21 protein-coding genes and 1 pseudogene are annotated in these 19,700 nt (G+C 65.1%); 15 read left to right on the forward strand and 7 right to left on the reverse strand.

Annotated features, from left to right (window positions below; genetic code table 11):
* Positions 1–413 precede the first annotated feature (413 nt).
* The 5 genes from ACO05N_RS00225 (at position 414) to ACO05N_RS00245 (ending at position 4,686) form a co-directional block, all read left to right on the forward strand.
* Complete coding sequence (locus tag ACO05N_RS00225) at positions 414–1,013, forward strand: hypothetical protein (RefSeq protein WP_224922781.1); 600 nt, start codon at positions 414–416, stop codon at positions 1,011–1,013.
* A 292-nt stretch (positions 1,014–1,305) separates the two neighbouring features.
* A complete protein-coding gene (locus ACO05N_RS00230; RefSeq protein WP_422055202.1) occupies positions 1,306–2,073 on the forward strand; it encodes a hypothetical protein in 768 nt (255 codons plus the stop codon).
* An 88-nt stretch (positions 2,074–2,161) separates the two neighbouring features.
* On the forward strand, positions 2,162–2,776 hold the full coding sequence (locus ACO05N_RS00235) for a hypothetical protein (protein WP_422055203.1): 615 nt from the start codon (positions 2,162–2,164) through the stop codon (positions 2,774–2,776).
* Positions 2,776–3,708, forward strand: coding sequence for an AAA family ATPase (locus ACO05N_RS00240; RefSeq protein ID WP_224922784.1), 933 nt, complete (start codon positions 2,776–2,778; stop codon positions 3,706–3,708). The genes ACO05N_RS00235 and ACO05N_RS00240 overlap by 1 nt, the downstream gene beginning before the upstream one ends.
* Positions 3,709–3,873: 165 nt before the next feature.
* Complete coding sequence (locus ACO05N_RS00245) at positions 3,874–4,686, forward strand: hypothetical protein (protein WP_422055204.1); 813 nt, start codon at positions 3,874–3,876, stop codon at positions 4,684–4,686.
* Between the two features lie 94 nt (positions 4,687–4,780).
* On the opposite strand, the gene ACO05N_RS00250 is transcribed toward ACO05N_RS00245, so the two are convergent.
* A complete protein-coding gene (locus ACO05N_RS00250; protein ID WP_224922786.1) occupies positions 4,781–6,379 on the reverse strand; it encodes a recombinase family protein in 1,599 nt (532 codons plus the stop codon).
* A gap of 31 nt (positions 6,380–6,410) precedes the next feature.
* Positions 6,411–7,052: pseudogene (locus ACO05N_RS00255) on the reverse strand (magnesium chelatase domain-containing protein); the annotation flags it as partial.
* 106 nt (positions 7,053–7,158) lie between these two features.
* Between ACO05N_RS00255 and ACO05N_RS00260 the strand changes: the two are divergent.
* The 7 genes from ACO05N_RS00260 to ACO05N_RS00290 all read left to right on the forward strand — a co-directional run bounded on the left by ACO05N_RS00260 (position 7,159) and on the right by ACO05N_RS00290 (position 11,455).
* Positions 7,159–7,443 (forward strand): hypothetical protein, encoded by a 285-nt coding sequence (locus ACO05N_RS00260; RefSeq protein WP_422055205.1) that lies wholly within the window; start codon positions 7,159–7,161, stop codon positions 7,441–7,443.
* A gap of 87 nt (positions 7,444–7,530) precedes the next feature.
* The gene (rpmH, locus tag ACO05N_RS00265; protein WP_044332822.1) at positions 7,531–7,665 is read left to right on the forward strand and encodes a 50S ribosomal protein L34; all 135 of its coding nucleotides are present in this window, start codon (positions 7,531–7,533) and stop codon (positions 7,663–7,665) included.
* Between the two features lie 62 nt (positions 7,666–7,727).
* A complete protein-coding gene (rnpA, locus tag ACO05N_RS00270; protein WP_422055206.1) occupies positions 7,728–8,072 on the forward strand; it encodes a ribonuclease P protein component in 345 nt (114 codons plus the stop codon).
* A complete protein-coding gene (gene yidD, locus ACO05N_RS00275) occupies positions 8,069–8,281 on the forward strand; it encodes a membrane protein insertion efficiency factor YidD (protein WP_422055207.1) in 213 nt (70 codons plus the stop codon). Before rnpA ends, yidD begins: the two co-directional genes overlap by 4 nt.
* A 20-nt stretch (positions 8,282–8,301) precedes the next feature.
* Positions 8,302–10,056 carry a membrane protein insertase YidC gene (gene yidC, locus ACO05N_RS00280; protein ID WP_422055208.1) on the forward strand — a complete coding sequence of 585 codons (1,755 nt, stop codon included), beginning with the start codon at positions 8,302–8,304 and terminating at the stop codon, positions 10,054–10,056.
* Complete coding sequence (yihA, locus tag ACO05N_RS00285) at positions 10,053–10,694, forward strand: ribosome biogenesis GTP-binding protein YihA/YsxC (protein WP_422055209.1); 642 nt, start codon at positions 10,053–10,055, stop codon at positions 10,692–10,694. Before yidC ends, yihA begins: the two co-directional genes overlap by 4 nt.
* A 95-nt stretch (positions 10,695–10,789) precedes the next feature.
* Positions 10,790–11,455, forward strand: a complete 666-nt coding sequence (locus ACO05N_RS00290; protein ID WP_422055210.1) for a glutathione S-transferase family protein — start codon at positions 10,790–10,792, stop codon at positions 11,453–11,455.
* Here ACO05N_RS00290 and ACO05N_RS00295 read toward each other — a convergent pair.
* Positions 11,452–11,898, reverse strand: coding sequence for a cupin domain-containing protein (locus ACO05N_RS00295; protein WP_422055211.1), 447 nt, complete (start codon positions 11,896–11,898; stop codon positions 11,452–11,454). The genes ACO05N_RS00290 and ACO05N_RS00295 overlap by 4 nt on opposite strands.
* 26 nt (positions 11,899–11,924) lie before the next feature.
* Here ACO05N_RS00295 and dapE point away from each other — a divergent pair, with 26 nt between their 5' ends.
* Complete coding sequence (gene dapE / locus ACO05N_RS00300) at positions 11,925–13,046, forward strand: succinyl-diaminopimelate desuccinylase (RefSeq protein ID WP_422055212.1); 1,122 nt, start codon at positions 11,925–11,927, stop codon at positions 13,044–13,046.
* 4 nt (positions 13,047–13,050) lie between these two features.
* Here the strand turns inward: dapE and ACO05N_RS00305 are convergent, their stop codons facing one another.
* The 4 genes from ACO05N_RS00305 to ACO05N_RS00320 form a co-directional block, all read right to left on the reverse strand.
* Positions 13,051–14,727 (reverse strand): putative bifunctional diguanylate cyclase/phosphodiesterase, encoded by a 1,677-nt coding sequence (locus tag ACO05N_RS00305; protein ID WP_422055213.1) that lies wholly within the window; start codon positions 14,725–14,727, stop codon positions 13,051–13,053.
* A gap of 69 nt (positions 14,728–14,796) precedes the next feature.
* A complete protein-coding gene (locus ACO05N_RS00310) occupies positions 14,797–15,378 on the reverse strand; it encodes a Smr/MutS family protein (protein WP_422055214.1) in 582 nt (193 codons plus the stop codon).
* A gap of 3 nt (positions 15,379–15,381) precedes the next feature.
* Positions 15,382–16,641, reverse strand: coding sequence for a murein transglycosylase A (locus ACO05N_RS00315; RefSeq protein WP_422055215.1), 1,260 nt, complete (start codon positions 16,639–16,641; stop codon positions 15,382–15,384).
* 20 nt (positions 16,642–16,661) lie between these two features.
* Positions 16,662–17,312 (reverse strand): Tim44/TimA family putative adaptor protein, encoded by a 651-nt coding sequence (locus ACO05N_RS00320; protein ID WP_422055216.1) that lies wholly within the window; start codon positions 17,310–17,312, stop codon positions 16,662–16,664.
* 175 nt (positions 17,313–17,487) lie between these two features.
* Between ACO05N_RS00320 and secB the strand changes: the two genes are divergently transcribed.
* Together secB and murJ are read left to right on the forward strand one after the other, a co-directional pair.
* Positions 17,488–17,988: a protein-export chaperone SecB gene (gene secB / locus ACO05N_RS00325; protein WP_422055217.1), complete on the forward strand. Its 501-nt coding sequence runs from the start codon at positions 17,488–17,490 to the stop codon at positions 17,986–17,988.
* A gap of 137 nt (positions 17,989–18,125) precedes the next feature.
* The gene (gene murJ, locus ACO05N_RS00330; RefSeq protein WP_422055218.1) at positions 18,126–19,691 is read left to right on the forward strand and encodes a murein biosynthesis integral membrane protein MurJ; all 1,566 of its coding nucleotides are present in this window, start codon (positions 18,126–18,128) and stop codon (positions 19,689–19,691) included.
* The last annotated feature ends 9 nt before the right edge of the window (positions 19,692–19,700 follow it).

Consider the following 19,700-nt stretch of genomic DNA (forward strand, 5'->3'; position numbering starts at 1 on the left):
CCTGACCACCTCACATAATTGCTTTTTAACCCGCAGCTCAGATAGTAGGCAGTCAAGGCACAGCTATCAATGGGCGCTAAAGCCCGACTTTTGTTTTTGTGAGAAGGAAAACGGCACGAGTCAGCCACATTCGACCAGATTCTGTCGTCTGAGCTCGTTTGCCGGTGCCTAAAGGCACCCTGATATGTCAGGCGCAATACCGCAAACGTGACGCAAGCGTTCACGTTTGCTGCGCGGCGTCGTTTTTTACTCCGCGGAGGCCCTCGCTTCGCTCGCCGGGTCGGCGCGTCGCGCCTCGGATCGGATGCTTGGCATCCTCGGTCGTGCCGCCGCGTCTACGACTGCGGCGGCACGTGGGTTCGCTTGGTGCGAACCCTGCGTCATCCTAAAACAGGTATACCAAGGAGGTGGTCGTGGAAACCTTGTTCGACGCATTGAAATATCTAGCCCGTCGCTATCACGGTCGATGGAGCAGGCTTGACGACGCTCTTTTGCGAATTCGCGCCGAGGACGATGGCGGCCGGAGCAAAGAAGGCGAACGCGCGCGACGTACGCTGATCAATGCTTTTCGGGTCCAGGCATATCTTGGGCCGACCCGCGATACGCTCTACGCTGATCGATCAAACGCCATACGCAAGCTCGGGGAGCCGCTTTCGGAAGCTCTCGGTCACATCATTACGATCGAACTGGCCGATCAGATGCTCGAAGCCTTGGAAGAAGCCGAGCGTGCGCGTGGGCAGGAACGCGATGATGCAGAGGCCGTGGAAGGCAGCTCCAGCTCATATGGACCGCTGATTACTGCCCTGCATCGGCATGGCGTTAATCGCGGCAACTATCACGTTCTGCTTGATGTCGAATACGCTGCCATCGCGCGTTACATCCGGCGGAAGGTCGAGCAACGACTAGCTCCTCTACCGCCAATACGTTCGGCATCTGAAATGCGGTCTCCACACGGGCGCCTTCATCCCTTCTGGAACCCATATCGTATGTCTTTCAAGCGCGGTGCCCCCTGATGACGCACGGCGCGACCTTTGAAAATTTAGATTGTAGGTGGCTGAGGAAGGTTTTGGAAAAATCCTTTTATCAACTCGTGCTTGCCGTCAGGCGGCACGCTTTCCGTCAGTGTGTCGATACTATCGGGTGAAACCACCGACCATCTGCCCTGTGATCAGGGGCAAGATGAGAAAGTTGCCGGACAACTTCGGTCAACCTGTTGGCGACACCACCACACCACACACCCAATGATGAGGTAAGTCTATGCGCGCATCCGTGCGCCAGCCATGCCGTGCGCCTAGCACGCAGTCGGTGCTGGCCTATGATATCGAAACCATTGCACCCCAGCAGGAGGACGGTTCGTTTCCACCCTGGCCGCTCCACAGGCCCGTTGCGATCGGTTTCGCCGCGGCAGCGTATCGCGAGGGTAGCTGGTCTTTCGATATTGAGGCGCTTGTCATCAAAGATGGCGCGGACGAAGCAGACCTGATCCGTGCCGCAGACACCCGCATGGCCACCGTTTCGCTGGTGACTGGCTACAATTCTGCTCAGTTCGATGCTCTTGTTCTGCGGCTCGCTGCTCAGCGGTGCCGGGTATGGGACGCTAAGGCGTTGGGCAATCATGCGGGTGCTCATCGCTATAGTGGCGAGCACGCCGATCTGGCAGATCTCTATGGGAGCTATGGCCGCAAGGTCGGGCTGGCTCAGCTCTGCGACGCGGTGGGCATTCCTGTGAAGACTGACGTAGGTGGCGGCGACGTCGGGGGCCTGTGGGAAGCAGGTGAAACCGAGCGCATCCGCCGTTATGTAATGGAGGACGCAGTCGCCACGCTCTGCCTATACTTCGCATGGACGGCCGGACGTGCGGGGGACGAGGCGCTGGTCACCCGGCCTATGGCAGCGCTCGCTCGCCATATCGAATGCTCGCCGGACCTCTCGCATTTGCAAACGTTTATCGACTGCGCACTCATGCGCTGGTGCCGCCCGCGCGCGCTGAAGGCCGATGTTGCCGCCTCGCTCGAACGGGTCACGGCAAGGCTTCGCCGCGAGCAAGAGGAAAGGACATTTAAGATGTCCTGAACACAGCCGTCGCCCTCTCATCAACTCACGCCATGCCGGCCTGGCCATCACCACGATGGCCAGGCCGATTTCATTTCGAAGGCAGAACATGAACACGGATACCGTCATCCTTTCCACCGCCTGGATCAATCAACCTGAACTCGGCGAACGCCCTGCGCGAACGCTGCTAATCGGAGCTGCAACGCTGACCGTTTCTAATCGGTTCGGCACGCTTGCCTTTGATCTTGCCGCCCACAGTACGACTGTGACCTGTGATCAAGTCGAAACCATGAAGTGGCTCGCCGACCGCCTGCAGGCGCCACCGGCGCGACTGCTATTGTGGAGAGCGGGCGATATCGTGGTCCCATCGCTCATTGCTGCAGCCGAGACCGCCCGCGACGCTATCTCGGGCGCGCGGCTGCTGCGTCAGTTCGACTTGGCGCTGACCGGCGAGGTGATCGACGTGGCGGATAGCTATGGGGGCAGCAAAGCCACATCTTTCGATGCAATCGCACACCAGGCGGGTCTGTCCTTCGTGCCGATGACACGCGCCGACCTTGCCGAAGCACACCGCACCGGATGCCACGGGGCGATACGCGACCATCTGGCTGCGCGAGCAAAGGCGACTTGGCGACTGTGGCTGAACGGTCTGGACGATGCCACGACGCAGATTGCTGCGACCACGGCTTGGGACAACACGGCAGAGTCGGAGGTGCAGCTGTGATGATTGTCGAGGGCAAGCCCCACATCCGTCCATGCCGATCGATCCCCAGCGACGGAAACGAGAACAACGAGTGGGTCGCCTCGATCCCGCATCTCTATGATTGCCTGACGGTTCCGCTGCCATTGGCCGGCGCATCAGCGCTGCCCCGGCCGCGCGGCGGTAATGAGTCACGGATCGCGGCGATCCTGCGGGCCGAAGCGCCATGGATGGCGACAGCGATCGACCGTATTGCGGACCAGTGCGCACTCAACTTGTGGGCGGGCCGGCCTTGGCTATCGTTGCGGCCGATGTTGCTTACGGGACCGCCAGGTGCCGGCAAAACGCATCTCGCGCAGCGAATCGCAGATCTGTCCGGGTGCGGCAGCGCTCTTTTGTCGCTGGCCGGGGTGAGCAGTAATGCCGAATTGGCTGGCAACCCGCGGGGTTTTCGCCATCAGCAGCCGTGCTTCCCGGCGATGACGATGTTGAAGACCGGTACCGCCAATCCAGTGGTAATCATAGACGAGATCGACAAAGCGGCGGCCGGGAATATGGGCGATCCGGTTTCAACGCTGCTCGGCATGCTGGAGCGATCAACTGCTGCCCGGTTTTTCGACGGCTGCCTTGCGGTCGAGATCGACCTTAGCCACGTCAACTGGATCCTAACGGCCAACCGCATCGATCGGCTCCCCGCCCCGCTGTTGTCCCGCGTGGACGTGGTGGAGGTGGCCGGCCCCGGGCCGGAGCATGCCGAGTTGATCCTGGCCACGCTTTGGCGCGACGTTGCCCGCGATGTCGGACTGCTACCCTCGGCTCTGCCGGGCATCGAGCGCGGGTCGGAAGCGGCGTTGCTGCGATTGTTCCGCAACACCCGTTCAGTCCGCCGGCTGCGTCGAGCGATCGAGACGCTTGTGGCGGTGTCGGCGCGACATATGTCCCGCACGATCAACTGACTTCGGCGGGAAGAATCAGGGATGAGCCCCCTGACGAACGGGAAAAATGCTCGGCCGCGCAGGCCATCACTCAAACGGAAAGAAACCATGGAAATATTAAAGGCCGAGACTATCACTCTGCCCCGCGCTCGACGTTCTTGGGTAGTCCTGGACATCGAATCTGCAGTGCTCGATGATATCGGGCACAAGCGCTATCAGGTCATGGAGCGTTGGGTCCCCAGCGACGACAAGCCAATCCGGCGAGGCTATACGCGCAGTGAGGATCCACTCACGTGTCCCAGATGGGTTTTCCAGACGATCACCACCGCCGCGGTCATGGTGCTTAGCGAAGACGCGCAGGGTGGCATTGACGTTGACCGCTTCGTAACGCTTTCTGCCCCGGAACAAAACGAGCGAGCCGTACTCTCCGGCATCCTGCGGGTCCTCGCAGAGGCGCCGAGCGAAACTGAAATCGTAACGTGGGCGGGTCTCGCTCATGATATTCCGCTGCTCATTAGCGGATGCATGCGTCACGGACTAACCCTGCCTCCAGGTTGGGGCTGGCTCATGCATGGCGGATTCCATAAGCAACGGCACCTCGACCTAGCTCACGCATTCACCGGCGGGATGCGTATGAAGCCTCTGCACTTGTCCGAGGTTCTGGCCGCGATGGACATCCCGGGCAAGTTGTCGTGCCCGCCTTTCGCGGTCGCAGGACTTATACTTGCGGGCGAATGGGATAAAGTGAAAAGCGCCTGCGAAATCGACGTGGTTTCGACCGCCTGCCTACTAGCGCGTTGGCGTGGACTAGTCGATGCCCGCGTCGCGGCGGTTGCGGTGGAGGATCGCATTCTGCGGCGCGTGATCAAGAAGCGTAAGGATCGCGAATACATCGCAGCGCTTGAAGCGCACCGACGAAAGCGCTTTGCGGCTCTCTTCGCAAAAACTGCTAGCGATGCCAGCACGCTGGCGCCGTGGCTTGATCTTGACGCCGCTTAACCCTTGGGCCGGACTTACAACCACCAGGTGGCATGTGGTGGTTATGAGTCCCGACCCTGGGCAACTACGGCAATTTCTATAATCTCTCGAGCGGTTACGGCATAAACTTCGCGATGGTAATCCCCTGCCGATCGCCACCCCAGTCCTCCCAGCCAACATGCATCTCTACGCCGGTCTTCGTGGCTATGACGACAATCAGGTGCTCGGATGAGAAAGACATGCGTTCGACAAGTCCGTGCGCAGCCTCCATCACCAGCGACCTTGCCTCAAACCGGATGCGCTCATCCTCGTCGTTCAGCGTACCACGCAACTTTTGGATGCGGCGTCGATGCTGGGCCGGTGTCGCCGTACCGCGGGCGTCTTTGATGTGTCGCTCGAGTTCCACAATTGATGCGTCGAGTTCGTCGATCTCCTGAGTGATCGCCATCCACCTAGCCTTCACCTCAGGGCGGTTGGTCTCGACGTAAAGTGCAAGCGCCGTTTCGGCACGCTCTCGGTCAGTTTTCCGCTTGCGGATGCGTTCAGCCAGTTGGATCTCGAGCGGGCGGATTATCTCGGGTGACGAGAAGTGGCGGTCCTCCATCGCGTCGTAGAGGATCGCGTCAAGGATGCCGTCCTCCCAAACCGAATAGTTGAAGTGACGACCGTTCTGACAGCCAAGCCCCCGTTGGTACCTGTCGCAGATGAGGTAATCCTCGTTGACGATCGAGCCGTCAGCCCGAACCTTCTTTCCCTTGCCCCTGAAGGTCATCTTCGAGCCGCAGCCGCCGCAGACCGCTAGACCGCCAAATAGATTGACCAAACGTCGTCCGCGCCCACCGACCCGACGGGGGCGACCCGAAATGCTCTTGAGAGTACGCGCGTAGAGGTCCTCATCGATGATACGGGGATAGTAGTCCTGGATGGGGTCGCCAACGGATTGGCGCGGTTCCCCCCGCGCCTTTTGGCCGGGCTGAAACTCGCCGAGAACTGCGGGACCGGTTAGGATCTTCTGAATGTACGACGGATGCCAGCCCGACGCCCTGCCGAAAGTCGGAACGCCGTCGAGGTTAAGACCACGCGCGATACTGTGCTTGCCGAGGCCGGCGCTAGTCTCTTCGAAAATGCGGCGGACGACAGCGACGCGCTCGGGGATCGGGACGAATCGCGCGGGCGTGCCCTCGACCGCAAGCCAAGCTGGTGCTCGGCGCGTCAGTACCTGGGTCTCACCATCTGCCAGTCTACGTCGCTTCGACGCCCATGCCGCCGCCAATCGCGAAGACTTCTTCTCCGACTCCTCGTTTGCGAGCTCAGCCTTGACCACGACCTCGATGATCGAGGCCATGTCCAGATTGTCCTTCGCGTAGCGCCGGTCGCCATCGACGGTCGCCACGACGACGCCGAGGTCAGTGATATCGACGACCCACGAGAACACCTTCTTTGCCTTCTCACGCGACAGTCGATCCAGCTTCTCAGTCAGGAGCACCACCCCATCGGGATAAACACCGGCCTCGACATCAGCCACGAATTTCCCGAGTTCGCCAACGATAGCGTGACGCCCCTTGAACGCCGACACGCCATCGTCCACGAGTTCGGCTACGACGTTCCATCCCTTTCTTGCCGCGAGCGCGCGACACTGTTCGCGCTGCCGCTCTAGGCTGCTGCCCTTCCCCTGCTCGGCCGAGGACCAGCGAATGTAGATAACGGCGTCCATGATCAATCCTGTCCGGTGTAGATCAACATTACATTAGCAGGTTGTGCCCGCCCGCCGCCGCGATCTCCAGTGCGCGTTTGGCCGTCTCCTGCCCTTTGACCTGTTTGAGGTCGGGACCGAAGCCGGGCGCATCGGCCTCCCCCGGCTCGGGCGCGCCGAGCAGCTGCTGGCCCTTCAGATGGTTGAGCAGGCCGATCAGGTCGGGCGCCGCCAGCACCGCTCCCGTCCCGGCCCAGGCTGCCTCCGCCCCCTGCGCCGCGGGACAGATCAGCCCCTTCCCCTCCCCCGCCGCGTGCAGCGCCGCGAGCAGCACGCCGGGCGACGGCGCAATCCGGCCATCCAGTGCCAGCTCGCCGACCACGACATAATCGCTGAGCGCCTCGGCATCGGTGACCCCCATCGCCGCCAGCAGCGCCAGCGCAATCGGCAGGTCGAAATGCGACCCTTCCTTGGGCAGGTCGGCGGGCGACAGGTTGAGCACGATATGCTTGGGCGGCATTGCCAGCCCGATCGCCGCCATCGCCGCGCGCACCCGCTCACGGCTTTCCGCCACCGCCTTGTCGGGCAGCCCGACAATCATGAATTTGGGCAGGCCGGGGACGAGGTTACACTGCACCTCGACGCTGCGCGCCTCCAGCCCGAGATATGCGACCGTCGAGACACTCGCGACCATCAACGCCCCCCTTTTGTTCGCACACTCTTAGCCGCTTTTCGTGTCAGGGAAACGGTTCATCGTGCCTGCGCCTTGCATCGGCAATACACCGCCCCATCTGGAAGCGATGCGTTCCAACCCGCATCCCTTTGTGCGAATCGCCTTGCTCGTGACCGGCTGGCTGCTGTTCCTGATCGTCGCGCCGCTCGTCTCGCCATTTCCAGGACCGGCGGGCACAGTCGTCGCGGCATTTGGCCTGATCCTGATCCTGCGCAATTCGCGCTGGGCGCGGTACCGATTCGTGCGATTGAAGGCCAAGTGGCCGCGAGTCGGCGCATTCATCGACCGGATTCTGGTGCGCGGAAGCGCCAAACGTCGCCGGGAAGTGGCAAAAAGGCTCGCCGCGAATTGACTTGCGCGTCCGCTTTGGCTAACGGCCCCGTTCACACGGTCGCCCCCGCGGCGGCCTTTTCAGTTTCTAGAATTCAGGGAATGAGCGATGAAGCGGACCTTTCAGCCGAGCAACCTGGTGCGAGCGCGCCGGCACGGCTTCCGCGCGCGCATGGCGACCCCCGGCGGTCGCAATGTGATTCGCGCCCGCCGCGCCCGCGGCCGCAACAAGCTGAGCGCGTAAGCCTGACGCCAGCATCGCTGGCGCCGAACCAGCCCGTTTCCTCAGGCGAGGAGGCGGGCTGTTTGCGTTCGCCCGCCCCGCTTGCGCGGATGACGCAGCGCAAGGACTATCTCGCCGCCAATGCCGGCAAGCGGGCACCGATGCCCGGCTTCGTCCTTATCGTCCGCGCGCGCGGCGATGATGATGCGACGATGCGGATCGGAATCACCGTGTCGAAAAAGGTCGGCAACGCCGTCACCCGCAACCGCATGAAGCGCCGTTTCCGCGCACTGGTGCGCGAGGTGCTGCCGATCGATGGCGTGGTGGGCGCCGACCATGTCCTGATCGGCCGCGCCAGCGGGATCGAGCGGGACTATTCCGCACTCAAGACCGAACTCTCCAAGGCGCTGGCAAAGGTGAAGCGGTGATCGCCCGCATCTTGATCCTCATCACGCGCGGGTGGCAGCTCGGCCCCTCGCGAATCCTGCCGCCCAGCTGTCGGTTCGCGCCAAGCTGTTCGGCCTATGCAATACAGGCGCTCTCCCGCTATGGGGCGCTCAAGGGCGGATGGCTCGCGCTGCGGCGTATCCTTCGCTGCCATCCATGGGGTGGGCACGGCTATGACCCCGTGCCCTGATGTCCTGACCGGGGAATGACGTGAAAGAAGACCAGAAGAATTTCCTGCTGTTCGCGGTGATCGCGGGGCTGCTGCTGTTCGCATGGCCGGCGGTGACCGGCTGGCTGTTCCCGACGCCCCCCGCCCCGACCGTGACCAAGGCCCCGGATGGCTCGCCCAAAATGGTCCCCAATCCCGGCGCGGACCCCGCCGCCGACACGCCGCAGGCGATCCGCGACCGCGACAGCGTACTGCGCGAAAGCCCCCGCATCGCGATCGAAACCCCGACGGTGCAGGGTAGCCTGAACCTCAAGGGCGCGCGCATCGACGATCTGGTGCTGGTCAAGCACAAGGAAAGCATCGCCAAGGACAGCGCGCCGATCCGCCTCCTGTCGCCCAGCGGCACGCGCGACGCCTATTTCGCCGGCTTCGGATGGTCGGGTCAGGGCGTCAACGCCCCCGGCCCGGACACGCTGTGGAAGGCCAGCGGGTCGAAGCTGACCCCGACCACCCCGGTCACGCTGACCGCCACCAGCGGCAGCCAACGCTTCGCGATCGAGCTGTCGGTCGATGACGGATACATGTTCACCGTGCGCCAGAAGGTCGCGAACCTGGGGCAGAAGGCGGTGGCGGCGGCCGGCTATGGCTATCTCTACCGCTATGGCCCGGGCAAGGATCACGACACCTGGACGATCCACGCCGGTCCGGTCGCGTCCTATGGCGGCGCGGTCGATTATGGCGTCAATTACGACACGGTGAAGGACGATGGTCCGCAGCGCTTCGACGCCAAGGGCGGCTGGATCGGCTATACCGATATCTACTGGCTGACCGCTTTGGTGCCCGATCAGGGCATGCCGGTCAGCCTCAGCTTCCGCCCCGGCGCCGGCACCGCGACCCAGGCGCAGTTCGAGCCGACCACGGCGCGCCAGATCGCACCGGGCCAGGTTATGACCCAGACCACGCGCTTCTTTGCGGGCGCGAAGGACATCAACCTGCTCGACAGCTACGAGGAAGAAGGCGGAATCCACCACTTCGGCAAGGCAATCGACTGGGGCTGGTTCGAGATCTTCGAAAAGCCGATCTTCCATTACCTCCACTGGCTGTTCCGCATGGTCGGCAATTTCGGTGTGGCGATCATCCTGCTGACCGTCACCGTCCGCCTGCTGCTGTTCCCGATCGCGCAGAAGCAGTTCGCGTCGATGGCAGCAATGCGCGCGCTCCAGCCCAAGATGAAGGCGCTGCAGGAACGCTACAAGGACGACAAGCCGCGCCAGCAGCAAGAGATCATGAAGCTGTACAAGGACGAGAAGGTGAACCCCCTCGCGGGCTGCCTGCCGACCCTGCTGCAGATTCCGATCCTCTACGCGCTGTACAAGGTGCTGATGCTGTCGATCGAAATGCGCCACCAGCCATTGGTGCTGTGGGTCAAGGATCTGTCCGCGCCCGACCCCGCGAACCTGGTCAACCTGGTCCATTACCTGACCGGTATCCAGCTGCCGATGTTCCTGGCGCTGGGCGTGTTCCCGATCCTGCTCGGCGTCTCGATGTGGGCGCAGTTCAAGCTGAACCCGGCACCCACCGACGAAGTGCAGAAGCAGATGTTCGCGATCATGCCGTGGATCCTGATGTTCGTGATGGCGCCGTTCGCGGCGGGTCTCCAGCTTTACTGGATCACCTCGAACCTGCTCACCATCGCGCAGCAGAAGTTCCTGTACATGCGCCACCCGGCGCTCAAGGAACCGGTGCCCGCAGCGGGCGCGGTGATCGACGCCAAGCCGGGCAAGGGGAAGAAGTGACCGAGTTCGACCCCGAGCTGATCGAGGGCGCGCGCAAGACCTTTGCGGGTCCGGTCACGTTCCTCAAATCCGCGCCAGCGCTCAACTTCCTGCCCGATGCGATCGTGCCGGAAGTGGCGTTTGCGGGGCGGTCGAACGTCGGCAAATCCTCGCTGCTCAACGCGCTGACCAACCGCAACGGCCTTGCCCGCACCTCGAACACGCCGGGGCGGACGCAGGAGCTGAACTTCTTCGATATCGGCGATCCGGTGAAGTTCCGGCTGGTCGACATGCCCGGCTATGGCTTTGCCAAGGCACCCAAGGATGTCGTCAAAAAATGGCGCTTCCTGGTGAATGACTATCTGCGCGGCCGCGACGTGCTCAAACGCGTGCTGGTGCTGATCGACAGCCGCCACGGGATCAAGGATGTCGACCGCGAAATTCTCGACATGCTCGACGCCGCGGCGGTCAGCTATCGCATCGTCATGACCAAGGGCGACAAGATCAAGCCGGCCGAACTTGCCGACGTGACCGAGCGTACGATCGCGGAAGCGCGCAAACGCCCCGCCGCGCATCCCGACATCCTCGCGACCTCGAGCGAGAAGAATGACGGCATCGCCGAACTGCGCGCTGCGGTGATCGAGGCGGTCAGCGTCTGACCGCCCCGCCGGGGCATGCCGACCGGACCGAGGCGACGCGGATGCAACGTCACCGCGCCATTGCCCCGCCCCCGCCCCGCCGCTATCCCCGCGCGATGCTCAAGCTCTTCATCGGCAACAAGGCCTATTCCTCCTGGTCGCTGCGCGGCTGGCTCGCGTGCAAGCTCTCCGGGCTTCCGTTCGAGGAAGTGGTGGTCCCGCTTTACGATCAGGACTGGGACCAGCGGCGCGAGGGCGATGAGTTCGCGCCGTCATCGGGCAAGGTGCCGATCCTGTGGGACGGCGACGCGGTAGTGTGGGACAGCCTCGCCATCGTCGAATATCTCAACGAGAAATCGGGCGGCGACAAATTCTGGCCGACCGATCCCGCCGCCCGCGCAATGGCGCGGTCCATGGCTGCGGAGATGCACTCGGGCTATGCCGCGCTGCGCCGCAAGCACAGCATGAACATCCGTCAGGTCTATCCGCCCAGGACCCCCGACGAAGACGTGATGCACGACATCCAGCGGATCATGGAGCTGTGGGCGCAGGCCCGCGCGCGCTACGGCAGCGACGGCGAATTCCTGTTCGGCCAGTTCGGCGCGGTCGACGTGATGTTCGCGCCGGTCGTGACCCGCTTCGTCACCTACTCGCTCCCCGTCGCGCGCTTTGCCCCGGCGTACATGAACGCGGTGCTCCAGCATCCCTTCATGCAGGACTGGATCGCCGGCGCGCAGGAAGAGGAATGGGTGATCGAGCAGTTCGAGCAGGAACCCGCCTAGAACTCACTTCCATCTTTCCGCTTGAACCCGCGGCCATTCGCCAGGTGCATGTCGATATCGGGGTAATGGCAATCGCTCGCCGCCGGGCGGCCGATCGCGACGAACACGCAGTCGGCGTCGCTGCGGTTCTGCAGGACATGGCCGTTGCCGTCGCCCTTGGGGAAGGCGGCCACATCGCCGGGGCGCATCACATGCTCGCCCGCGTCGTCGACCAGCACCGCTTCGCCCGCCAGCATCACGACCAGCTCGTCCTCGCCCTCATGCCAGTGGCGGTGCGCGGACCACGCGCCGGGCTTGAGCGTAACATGGCTCGCGCCGAAATCGGTGAGGCCCGATGCGGGGGCAAGGCGGCGGTACCAGCGGCCCTGCACGACATCGGCATATTCAGCCGGATAGCCGGTCGCATTGGTCTGCGGGATTGTGTCGAGGTCGAGCTTGGGCAAAGGAGCCTCCCAGTGAAGGAGCGAATATGCCCGATGTCGTCGACCTGACCAAGGCGCTGATCGCCGCGCCCAGCATCACCCCGGCGCAGGGGACAGTGTTCGATGTTCTCGAGGCGGCGCTGATCCCGCTCGGCTTCGACGTCGAGCGGTTCGTGGCGGGTGAGGCCCCGGACGGCCCGGTTGAAAACCTGCTCGCCGTGCGCAGCGCCGGGCCGGGGCCGCATTTCGCCTTTGCCGGGCATCTCGACGTTGTGCCGCCGGGCGAGGGCTGGGCGTCGGGTGCGTTCGATCCGGAAATCCGCGGCGACCTGCTCTACGGTCGCGGCGCTGTGGACATGAAGGGCGCGATTGCCGCGTTCGTGGCGGCGCTCGCCCCCCTGCCCGCCTCCGGCACCGTCAGCCTGATCATCACCGGCGACGAGGAAGGCCCGGCGACCTATGGCACGGTGGCGATCATGGACCGGATGGCAGCACGCGGCCTGACCCCCGATATGTGCCTGGTTGGCGAGCCGACCTCGGCGCATCGGCTGGGGGACACGATCAAGATCGGGCGGCGCGGGTCGACCGTGATCGATATCGAGGTGCCGGGGCGGCAGGGCCATGTCGCCTACCCGCACCTTGCCGACAACCCCGTCCCGCGCCTCGTCCGCGCGCTGGCGGAGATCGACGCCATCGTACTCGACGAAGGCACCGACTGGTTCCAGCCGTCGAACATCGAAGTGATCGATCTGGAGGTCGGCAACTCGGCGACCAACGTCATTCCGGGCAAGGCGCGTGCGCGGCTGTCGATCCGCTTCAACGACCAGCATCGCGGCGCAGACCTGATCGCACGGGTGCAGGACATCGTCCATGCGCACGCCCCGGCAGGGATCGTGCGCGGGCGGGTCTATGGCGAGGCGTTTCTGACGCAGCCGGGGGCGCTGTCAGCGCTCGTCACCGACGCGATCCGGGCGGAAACCGGGGTCGAGGCGGAATTGTCCACCAGCGGCGGCACGTCCGACGCGCGCTTCCTGTCGCGCATCTGCCCGGTGGTCGAATTCGGCCTGCTCAACGCGACGATGCACAAGCTCGACGAAGCGGTCGCGCTGGACGATCTGCACACGCTGACACGGATCTATGCGAGCGTGCTGGGACGGGTGTTCGGGTAAGGGTTCAGGCCCGCAGCGCCAATCGCGGCGCGGCACTCGCCCATTTGAGGAACGCCTGCTCGGCCATCGGCTTGGCGATGACATAGCCCTGCAAAATGTCGCAGCCGATCACGCGCAGCACTTCCAGCTGTGCCTCGGTCTCGATCCCCTCGGCCACGACCTCGCACCCGATGCCGTGGATCAGGCCGATCACGGCATGCGCGATGGTGCGCGATTCGGCGCTGGTCGCGACATTCTCGACCAGGGTACGGTCGAGCTTGACGCGGTCGAGCGGCAGGTCGCGCAGTCGGGCCAGGTTGGAATATCCGGTGCCGAAATCGTCCACCGCCACTGTCGCACCATCGCTGCGCAACGCCGCGATCGCATCGATCACCTCACGCGAACAATGCATCGCCAGCGTTTCGGTAATCTCCAGCTCGAGCAGCCGGGCGGGTGCGCCGGCAGCCTGCATCGCTTCGCGCAACCGGCGGAAGAAGGCGGCATGGTCGAGCTGGCGCGGGCTGATATTGACCGCCATCCGCTGCTCGATACCCATCGCACCCCAGCGCGCGATGGTCGCGGCGACATGTTCGACCACCCACTCGCCGATCTCGACGATCAGGCCGGTTTCCTCCGCCCGCCCGATGAAGCTGCCGGGCAGGCACAGGCCGCGCGTCGGATGCTGCCAGCGCAGCAGCGCTTCGGCGGCGACGATGCGACCGTCGTGCGCGCTGATCTGCGGCTGATAGACCAAGGTGAATTCATCGCGCTCGACCGCCATGCGCAGATCGCTCTCGAGCAGGGCGCGCGCGGCGATTTCGCTGGCGAGATGGTCGGTGAAATGTTCCGCGCGACCGCGGCCCTTGGCCTTGGCGTGATACATGGCGGCGTCGGCGGCGCGCATCAGGTCGGTCAGGGACGTGCCATGTTCGGGCCGGATCGCAATGCCGACGGACGCACCGATCGACACTTCCTGATCGGCAAGGTCGAACGGCTCCGACAGGGCGAACAGGATGCCGCGCCCGACGCGATCGGCGTCCCGCACATGCCCCAGCTCGGGGAAATAGATGGTGAACTCGTCGCCCGACAGGCGACCGATCAGCGGCTGGCGCGCATCACCTTCGATCGCGAAGCGGTCGGCGACCGCGCGCAGGCGGTTGGCGACCATGCCCAGCAGCTGATCGCCCACGGCATGGCCCAGCGTGTCGTTGACCGCCTTGAACCGGTCGAGATCGATGAAGAACAAGGCCGCCATCGCATCGTGTGGCAGCTCGGCCAGCATCCGCTCGCAACTGCGGCGGAAATGGGTGCGGTTGGGCAGGCCGGTGACCGGATCGAACAGGGCGAGGCGCTGGACGCTGTCCAGATTGCTGTGCAGCTGGCGGAACAGCCCGTCCATCGCGCGGGCGAGCGGCGGGACGCATTGCTCCACCTCCTGCGGAATTTCGCTTTGCAGGTCGCCATTGGCAGCCTGGGTCAACCGCTCGATCGCTGCGTCGATCGCTGCGGCGGTCGAGGCAATGGTGCGCTCGGCATAGGCCCAGCACATTGCGGCGCAGATGATCGCGGCAATCAGCGCGCGGCTGGCGCTTGCAACGTCGAAAGGACCGCGCGTGGTCGCGGCAAGCGCGAGGATGAAGACGAACGCCCCCGCGCACAGCGCGAATGCTATCGCGCGGCTTTTGAGCGAAAATCCGTCCATTGCGGTTGCGCGATCCCCCACGCCAGCCGGACCATCCGGCTTCCTGGCAATGGGTATGGCGGCAAAGAGTTAAAAAATTCGAGCGGACGACCGGGATCGGCGCAAGATGATATAGAGCGCGCCCTGCCCGCCATGCCGTGGGTGCGCGCCGCGTACCGCCGCGATGGCATCGGCATGGCGCGACGCGGCGAGCCAGTCCCCCACCGCAGCCCGGATCGCGCCGCGCGCATGCGGGCGTTCGGACTCGGGCCGGGGCGGCTTTCCGGTGATCAGCAGCAACACGCGGTCGCCGCGCGCGATCGCGCGGGCCAGACCCTGATCAAGCAGGGCATGGGCGCTGGAGAGTGTATGGCCGTGCAGGTCGATCGAACTTTCCGGCGCGACCAGCCCGCGCGACAAGCGCCGGTCCCAGCCGCCGTCCAGCGTATCGCGCGGGGGCTTGGGCGGGGGCGGTGCGGGCTGGCGCGGGGGCGGAACGCGCCCCTTGACCTTCTTGGGCGGGACCGGCTCAGCGACAGGTGCAGGTGCCGCGAACGGAACAACCGGTGCCGCCGGCACAGGCTTGGCCCGTGCAATCGGCGTCACGCTGGAGACCACGCGCTGCCACAAGGCCCGTTCCTCGGGCGAAAGCGCGCGCGGCGGGCGGGCCATGGATCAGTCGCGCGCGGCGCCGAGCCGCTGCAGCGTCCCCTTGGGCAGCAGCAGCCAGGCGGTGCCGCGCGCGGCCATGCCGCCGGCAATGGCGCGCGCGTCGTCGCCCGCGCCCCAGAAAGTGTCGAAGCGGTTCGAGCCCTTGATCGCGCCACCGGTATCCTGCGCGATCCACAGGCCATTGGCGTCCTGCCGATCCATCGACAGGAACACCGGCGCACCGAGCGGCACGAATTTTGGATCGGTCGCCACCGTCGCCTGTGCCGTAACCGGAATCCCCAGCGCGCCCAGCGGCCCCGGGCCGGTCAGTTCGCGAAAGAACACATAACTCTTGTTCTCGCGCATGATTGCGCGCCCCTCTTCGGGGTTGGCGCGCAGCCAGGCCATGAGGCCCTGCATCGAGGCCTGACCGCGCTGGACCAGGCCACGGTCGAGCATCAGCTTGCCGATGCCGGTATAGTCGCGCCCGTTCTGGCTGGCATAACCGATCCGCATCACGCCGCCATCGGGCAGGCGCAGACGCCCCGAGCCCTGGATCTGGAGGAAGAACAGCTCGACCGGGTCCGCCGCCCAGGCGATTTCCAGCCCGCGCCCGGCGAGCGCGCCCTGCTCGATCGCGGTGCGGTCGTGATAGGGCACCAGCTTGGTGCCATCGACCCGGCCGCGGATCGACTTGCCCGCGAGCGTGTCGGTAAAGCTGCCGAGATCAACATCGACCAGATCGGTCGGCCGGGCATAGACCGGCACTTCATAACCCGGACGCCGCGTGCGCGATCCGGCAATTTCGGGCTCGTAATAGCCGGTAGCGAATGCCTTGCCGTCGGCGACCTGCACCGTTTCGAAATAGCGCGCGAAGAAGCTGGTGGCATCGCGGTCCTGTGTGGTCCGCGCCGCGTCGCATGCCGGTTGCCAATCCGCGCCGCGCGTCAGCGCGGTCGCGTCGGTCCGGCGCACCAAGGTGGCACAGCTCAGCTTGAACGCCCCCAGCGCGCGCGCGGCGGCCGCCATGGTGATCGGCAGATCGTCGACCGCCGGGCCGGGCAGCAGTCCGGCCCCGGCCGCCGTGGTGACGCCCGCCGGAACCGGCGCGGCGGGGGCAGGCGTCAGCGGCGTGGCGGCAACCGGCTGACGCACGGGAACGCCGGTCGGTGGCGCGGGACGTGCGGGGACCGCTCCGCCGGTCGCAGGCCGCCCCGCCGGAACCACACCGGACGAACAGGCGCCCAACAGCGCGGCGCAAGCCGCTACCCCCCAAGCGCGCATCACTGTCCCCTTATGTCCGATCAAACTTCGTCGGTGTCGCTCAGCTTCCAGTTCGGATCGCCGCTGCCCAGCGTGCGGCTGAACGTCCACGCATCGTGAGTCTGCACTGCGTCGCTCAGCGACCCGGCGATGACGTTGCCGTCCTTGTCGCGCGTCACTGCGGCGATATCCGCGTCGAAGCGGACCGTGATCCGCGCCACGCGCCCGTCGAGCGCGATGTCGGAAACGGTTGCGCGCTCGATCGAGATCAGGCGGTTGTCGAGCGTCTCGCCCGCCGCCTCGCGCGCGTCGATCGCGGCGATGAAGCTGTCGCGCACTTCCGCATCGACCAGCCACTCCAGTGTTTCGCGGTCGCCCTTCCAGAATGCCTCAAGGATCATGCGATAGGCGGATTTGGCGCCCTCGACGAACTGACCGACGTCGAACGACGGGTCGGCGGCGACCAGCGCGCGAAGGCCACCCTCCGCACCGCTCTCCAGCGCGCGCGGACCGGTGTCGCGCACCTCGGCCGGCATGTCGATCGTGCGCGGCATCTGGGGTGCGCCCACGCGCTCCTCCGCCGGACGCGGCAACGGCTGCTCATGCCCGGTGCGCTTGCCCAGCACCGAATACAGGCGCAGCGCAAGGAACGCGGCAATCGCCGCAAACAGGATCACCACATATAAAGACACGTCGTCACCTTCTTTCTGAGCTCCAACATAGGCCGGAAACCCGCACGTTTCAAATCCGGTCTGATGCGAACCGCACGCCCGTTGAAACGGTCAACCGCCCCTGCTAGGCGCGGCGGTCATTCGAACGCGGCGAACCGCGACAATATCCCGAACACACAAAGGAAGTTTGACGAGCATGGATACGCCCGACACCGCAGCACCCCAGGCGAATGGCGCCGACACCGCTCCGTCGGTCGGCGTGATCTCGCAATACACCAAGGACTTCTCGTTCGAAAACCCGAACTCGCCCGCCATCTATCAGGTGCAGGGGCAGCCGGCATTCGACGTCCAGTTCAACATCGGCGCCGCCGAAGTGGCGCAGGACGTCCATGAAGTGACACTGAAGATCGATGTCCGCGCGACCATGGAAGAGCAGGTCGCGTTCATCGTCGACCTGTCCTATGCCGGGCTGTTCGCGATCCGCAACGTGCCGGCCGAGCATCTTCAGCCCTTCCTGCTCGGCGAAGCGCCGCGCCTGCTGTTCCCGTTCGCGCGCCGCGTGCTGGCCGACGCGGTCCGTGACGGCGGCTTCCCGCCGCTGATGCTGGAGCCGATCGACTTCAACGGCCTGTACGAGCAGCAGCGTGCACAGCACGACGCGCAGGCGCAGCTGGGCGGCGAGGCCGGCCAGGCGTAATTGCTCGGGGAGCGGCACCTGCCCGCTCCCCCACCCGGCCATCCAGCGCCAGCACCCTATGGGTGGCCGGGTGGGGAAGTGGGCAGGTGCCGCTCACGCGCCGGGAGGCGCATCAGACAAACAAAGGCGGGGAATCCATGAATCTCGTCAAGGCACTCGGGTCGATCGGCGGGCTGACGCTCGTCAGCCGGGTGCTGGGGCTGGTCCGCGATTCGCTGTTCGCGCGCTATGTCGGCGCCAGCTTCGCGTCGGACGCGTTCCTGATCGCCTTCCGCCTGCCCAACCTGTTCCGCGCGCTGTTCGCCGAAGGGGCGTTCAGCGCCGCGTTCGTGCCGATGTTCAGCAAGAAGGTCGGCGAGTCCGGCGGCGACACGAAATCGGCGCTGTCCTTCGCCGAAGAGGCGCTGTCGGTCCTTCTGCCGATCCTGATCCTGCTCACCGCGATCATGGAAATCGCCGCCTTCCCGGTGGTGTGGGCGCTGTCCGGCGGGTTCAACGACGCGAGCCCGGCCGAGTTCGCCTATGCGGTCGAGCTGTCGCGCATCACCTTCCCCTATCTGCTACTGATCAGCCTCGTCTCGCTGCTCGGGGGCATCCTCAATTCGCTCAACAAATTCTGGGTGAATGCCGCGGCGCCGATCCTGCTCAACGCGACGCTGATCGTGGCGCTGCTGTTCTTCCACACCGACGACACGCTGCTCACCGCGCGCAACCAGGCGATTGCCGTGACCGTGTCTGGCGCGCTGCAGCTGCTGTGGCTGATCCTCGCCTGCCGCGCCGCCGGCGTGAAGCTGCGCCTTCGCCTCCCCCGCCTCAGCCCGGACGTGAAGAAGCTGCTCAAGCTGATCGGTCCCGCGGCGGCGGGCGCCGGGGCGTATCAGATCAACCTCGTCATCTCGACCGCGCTCGCCGCCAGCCTGCTGGTCGAAGGATCGGTGTCGTACATCTATTATGCCGACCGGCTGAACCAGCTCCCGCTCGGGCTGATCGGCATCGGCCTCGGCACCGTGCTGCTCCCCACCATCGCGCGTCAGCTGGGCGCAGGGAATGACGGCGCGGCGATGCACACGCAGAATCGCGGGACCGAACTCGCGCTGTTCCTCACCCTCCCCGCCACCGTCGCGCTGGTCGTATGCGGCGCACCGATCGTCGCCGCGCTGTTCCAGCATGGCGCGTTCACGCCCGAAGATACCCGCGCCACGGCACAGGCGCTCGCCGCCTTCTCGGTCGGCCTGCCCGCTTATATCCTGGTCAAGGTGCTGACCCCGGGCTTCTACGCCCGTTCGGATACCAAGACGCCGGTGCGTTATGCGACGCTGTCGATCGCGATCAATCTGGTGCTCAACCTCGCGCTGATCGTGCCGCTCAAGCATATGGGGCCGCCGCTCGCCACCGCGATCGCCGCGTGGGTCAATGTCGCCCTGCTTTATCGCACGCTGGTCAAGCGCGGCCATTTCGAGGCCGATCCCCAGCTGCGCCGCCGCGTCTGGCGGTTGGTCGGCGCGGCGCTGGCGATGGGTGGCGTCATGTTCTTCCTCAACGACCTGTTCACGCCCTACACCAGCGGTGCATGGACGATCCGCACGGGCGCGATGATGGTGCTGGTCGGCGCAGGCTGCATCGTCTACGCCGCCGCCTGTTTCGCGACCGGCGCGTTCCGGCCAAGCGACATCAAGTCGCTGGTGCGCCGCAAAGCAACCTGAACCTTGGAC

Source organism: Sphingomonas sp., from assembly GCF_965227385.1.
Classification (GTDB): Bacteria; Pseudomonadota; Alphaproteobacteria; order Sphingomonadales; family Sphingomonadaceae; genus Sphingomonas.

What these genes read in the sequence shown, in the direction of transcription:
- ACO05N_RS00235 (WP_422055203.1), top strand. Translation starts at nt 2,162, where the DNA reads ATGAACACGGATACCGTCATCCTTTCCACCGCCTGGATCAATCAACCT.
- ACO05N_RS00240 (WP_224922784.1), top strand. Translation starts at nt 2,776, where the DNA reads ATGATTGTCGAGGGCAAGCCCCACATCCGTCCATGCCGATCGATCCCC.
- ACO05N_RS00250 (WP_224922786.1), bottom strand. Translation starts at nt 6,379, where the DNA reads ATGGACGCCGTTATCTACATTCGCTGGTCCTCGGCCGAGCAGGGGAAG.
- ACO05N_RS00260 (WP_422055205.1), top strand. Translation starts at nt 7,159, where the DNA reads ATGCGTTCCAACCCGCATCCCTTTGTGCGAATCGCCTTGCTCGTGACC.
- rpmH (WP_044332822.1), top strand. Translation starts at nt 7,531, where the DNA reads ATGAAGCGGACCTTTCAGCCGAGCAACCTGGTGCGAGCGCGCCGGCAC.
- ACO05N_RS00290 (WP_422055210.1), top strand. Translation starts at nt 10,790, where the DNA reads ATGCTCAAGCTCTTCATCGGCAACAAGGCCTATTCCTCCTGGTCGCTG.
- dapE (WP_422055212.1), top strand. Translation starts at nt 11,925, where the DNA reads ATGCCCGATGTCGTCGACCTGACCAAGGCGCTGATCGCCGCGCCCAGC.
- ACO05N_RS00305 (WP_422055213.1), bottom strand. Translation starts at nt 14,727, where the DNA reads ATGGACGGATTTTCGCTCAAAAGCCGCGCGATAGCATTCGCGCTGTGC.
- ACO05N_RS00310 (WP_422055214.1), bottom strand. Translation starts at nt 15,378, where the DNA reads ATGGCCCGCCCGCCGCGCGCGCTTTCGCCCGAGGAACGGGCCTTGTGG.
- ACO05N_RS00315 (WP_422055215.1), bottom strand. Translation starts at nt 16,641, where the DNA reads ATGCGCGCTTGGGGGGTAGCGGCTTGCGCCGCGCTGTTGGGCGCCTGT.
- secB (WP_422055217.1), top strand. Translation starts at nt 17,488, where the DNA reads ATGGATACGCCCGACACCGCAGCACCCCAGGCGAATGGCGCCGACACC.
- murJ (WP_422055218.1), top strand. Translation starts at nt 18,126, where the DNA reads ATGAATCTCGTCAAGGCACTCGGGTCGATCGGCGGGCTGACGCTCGTC.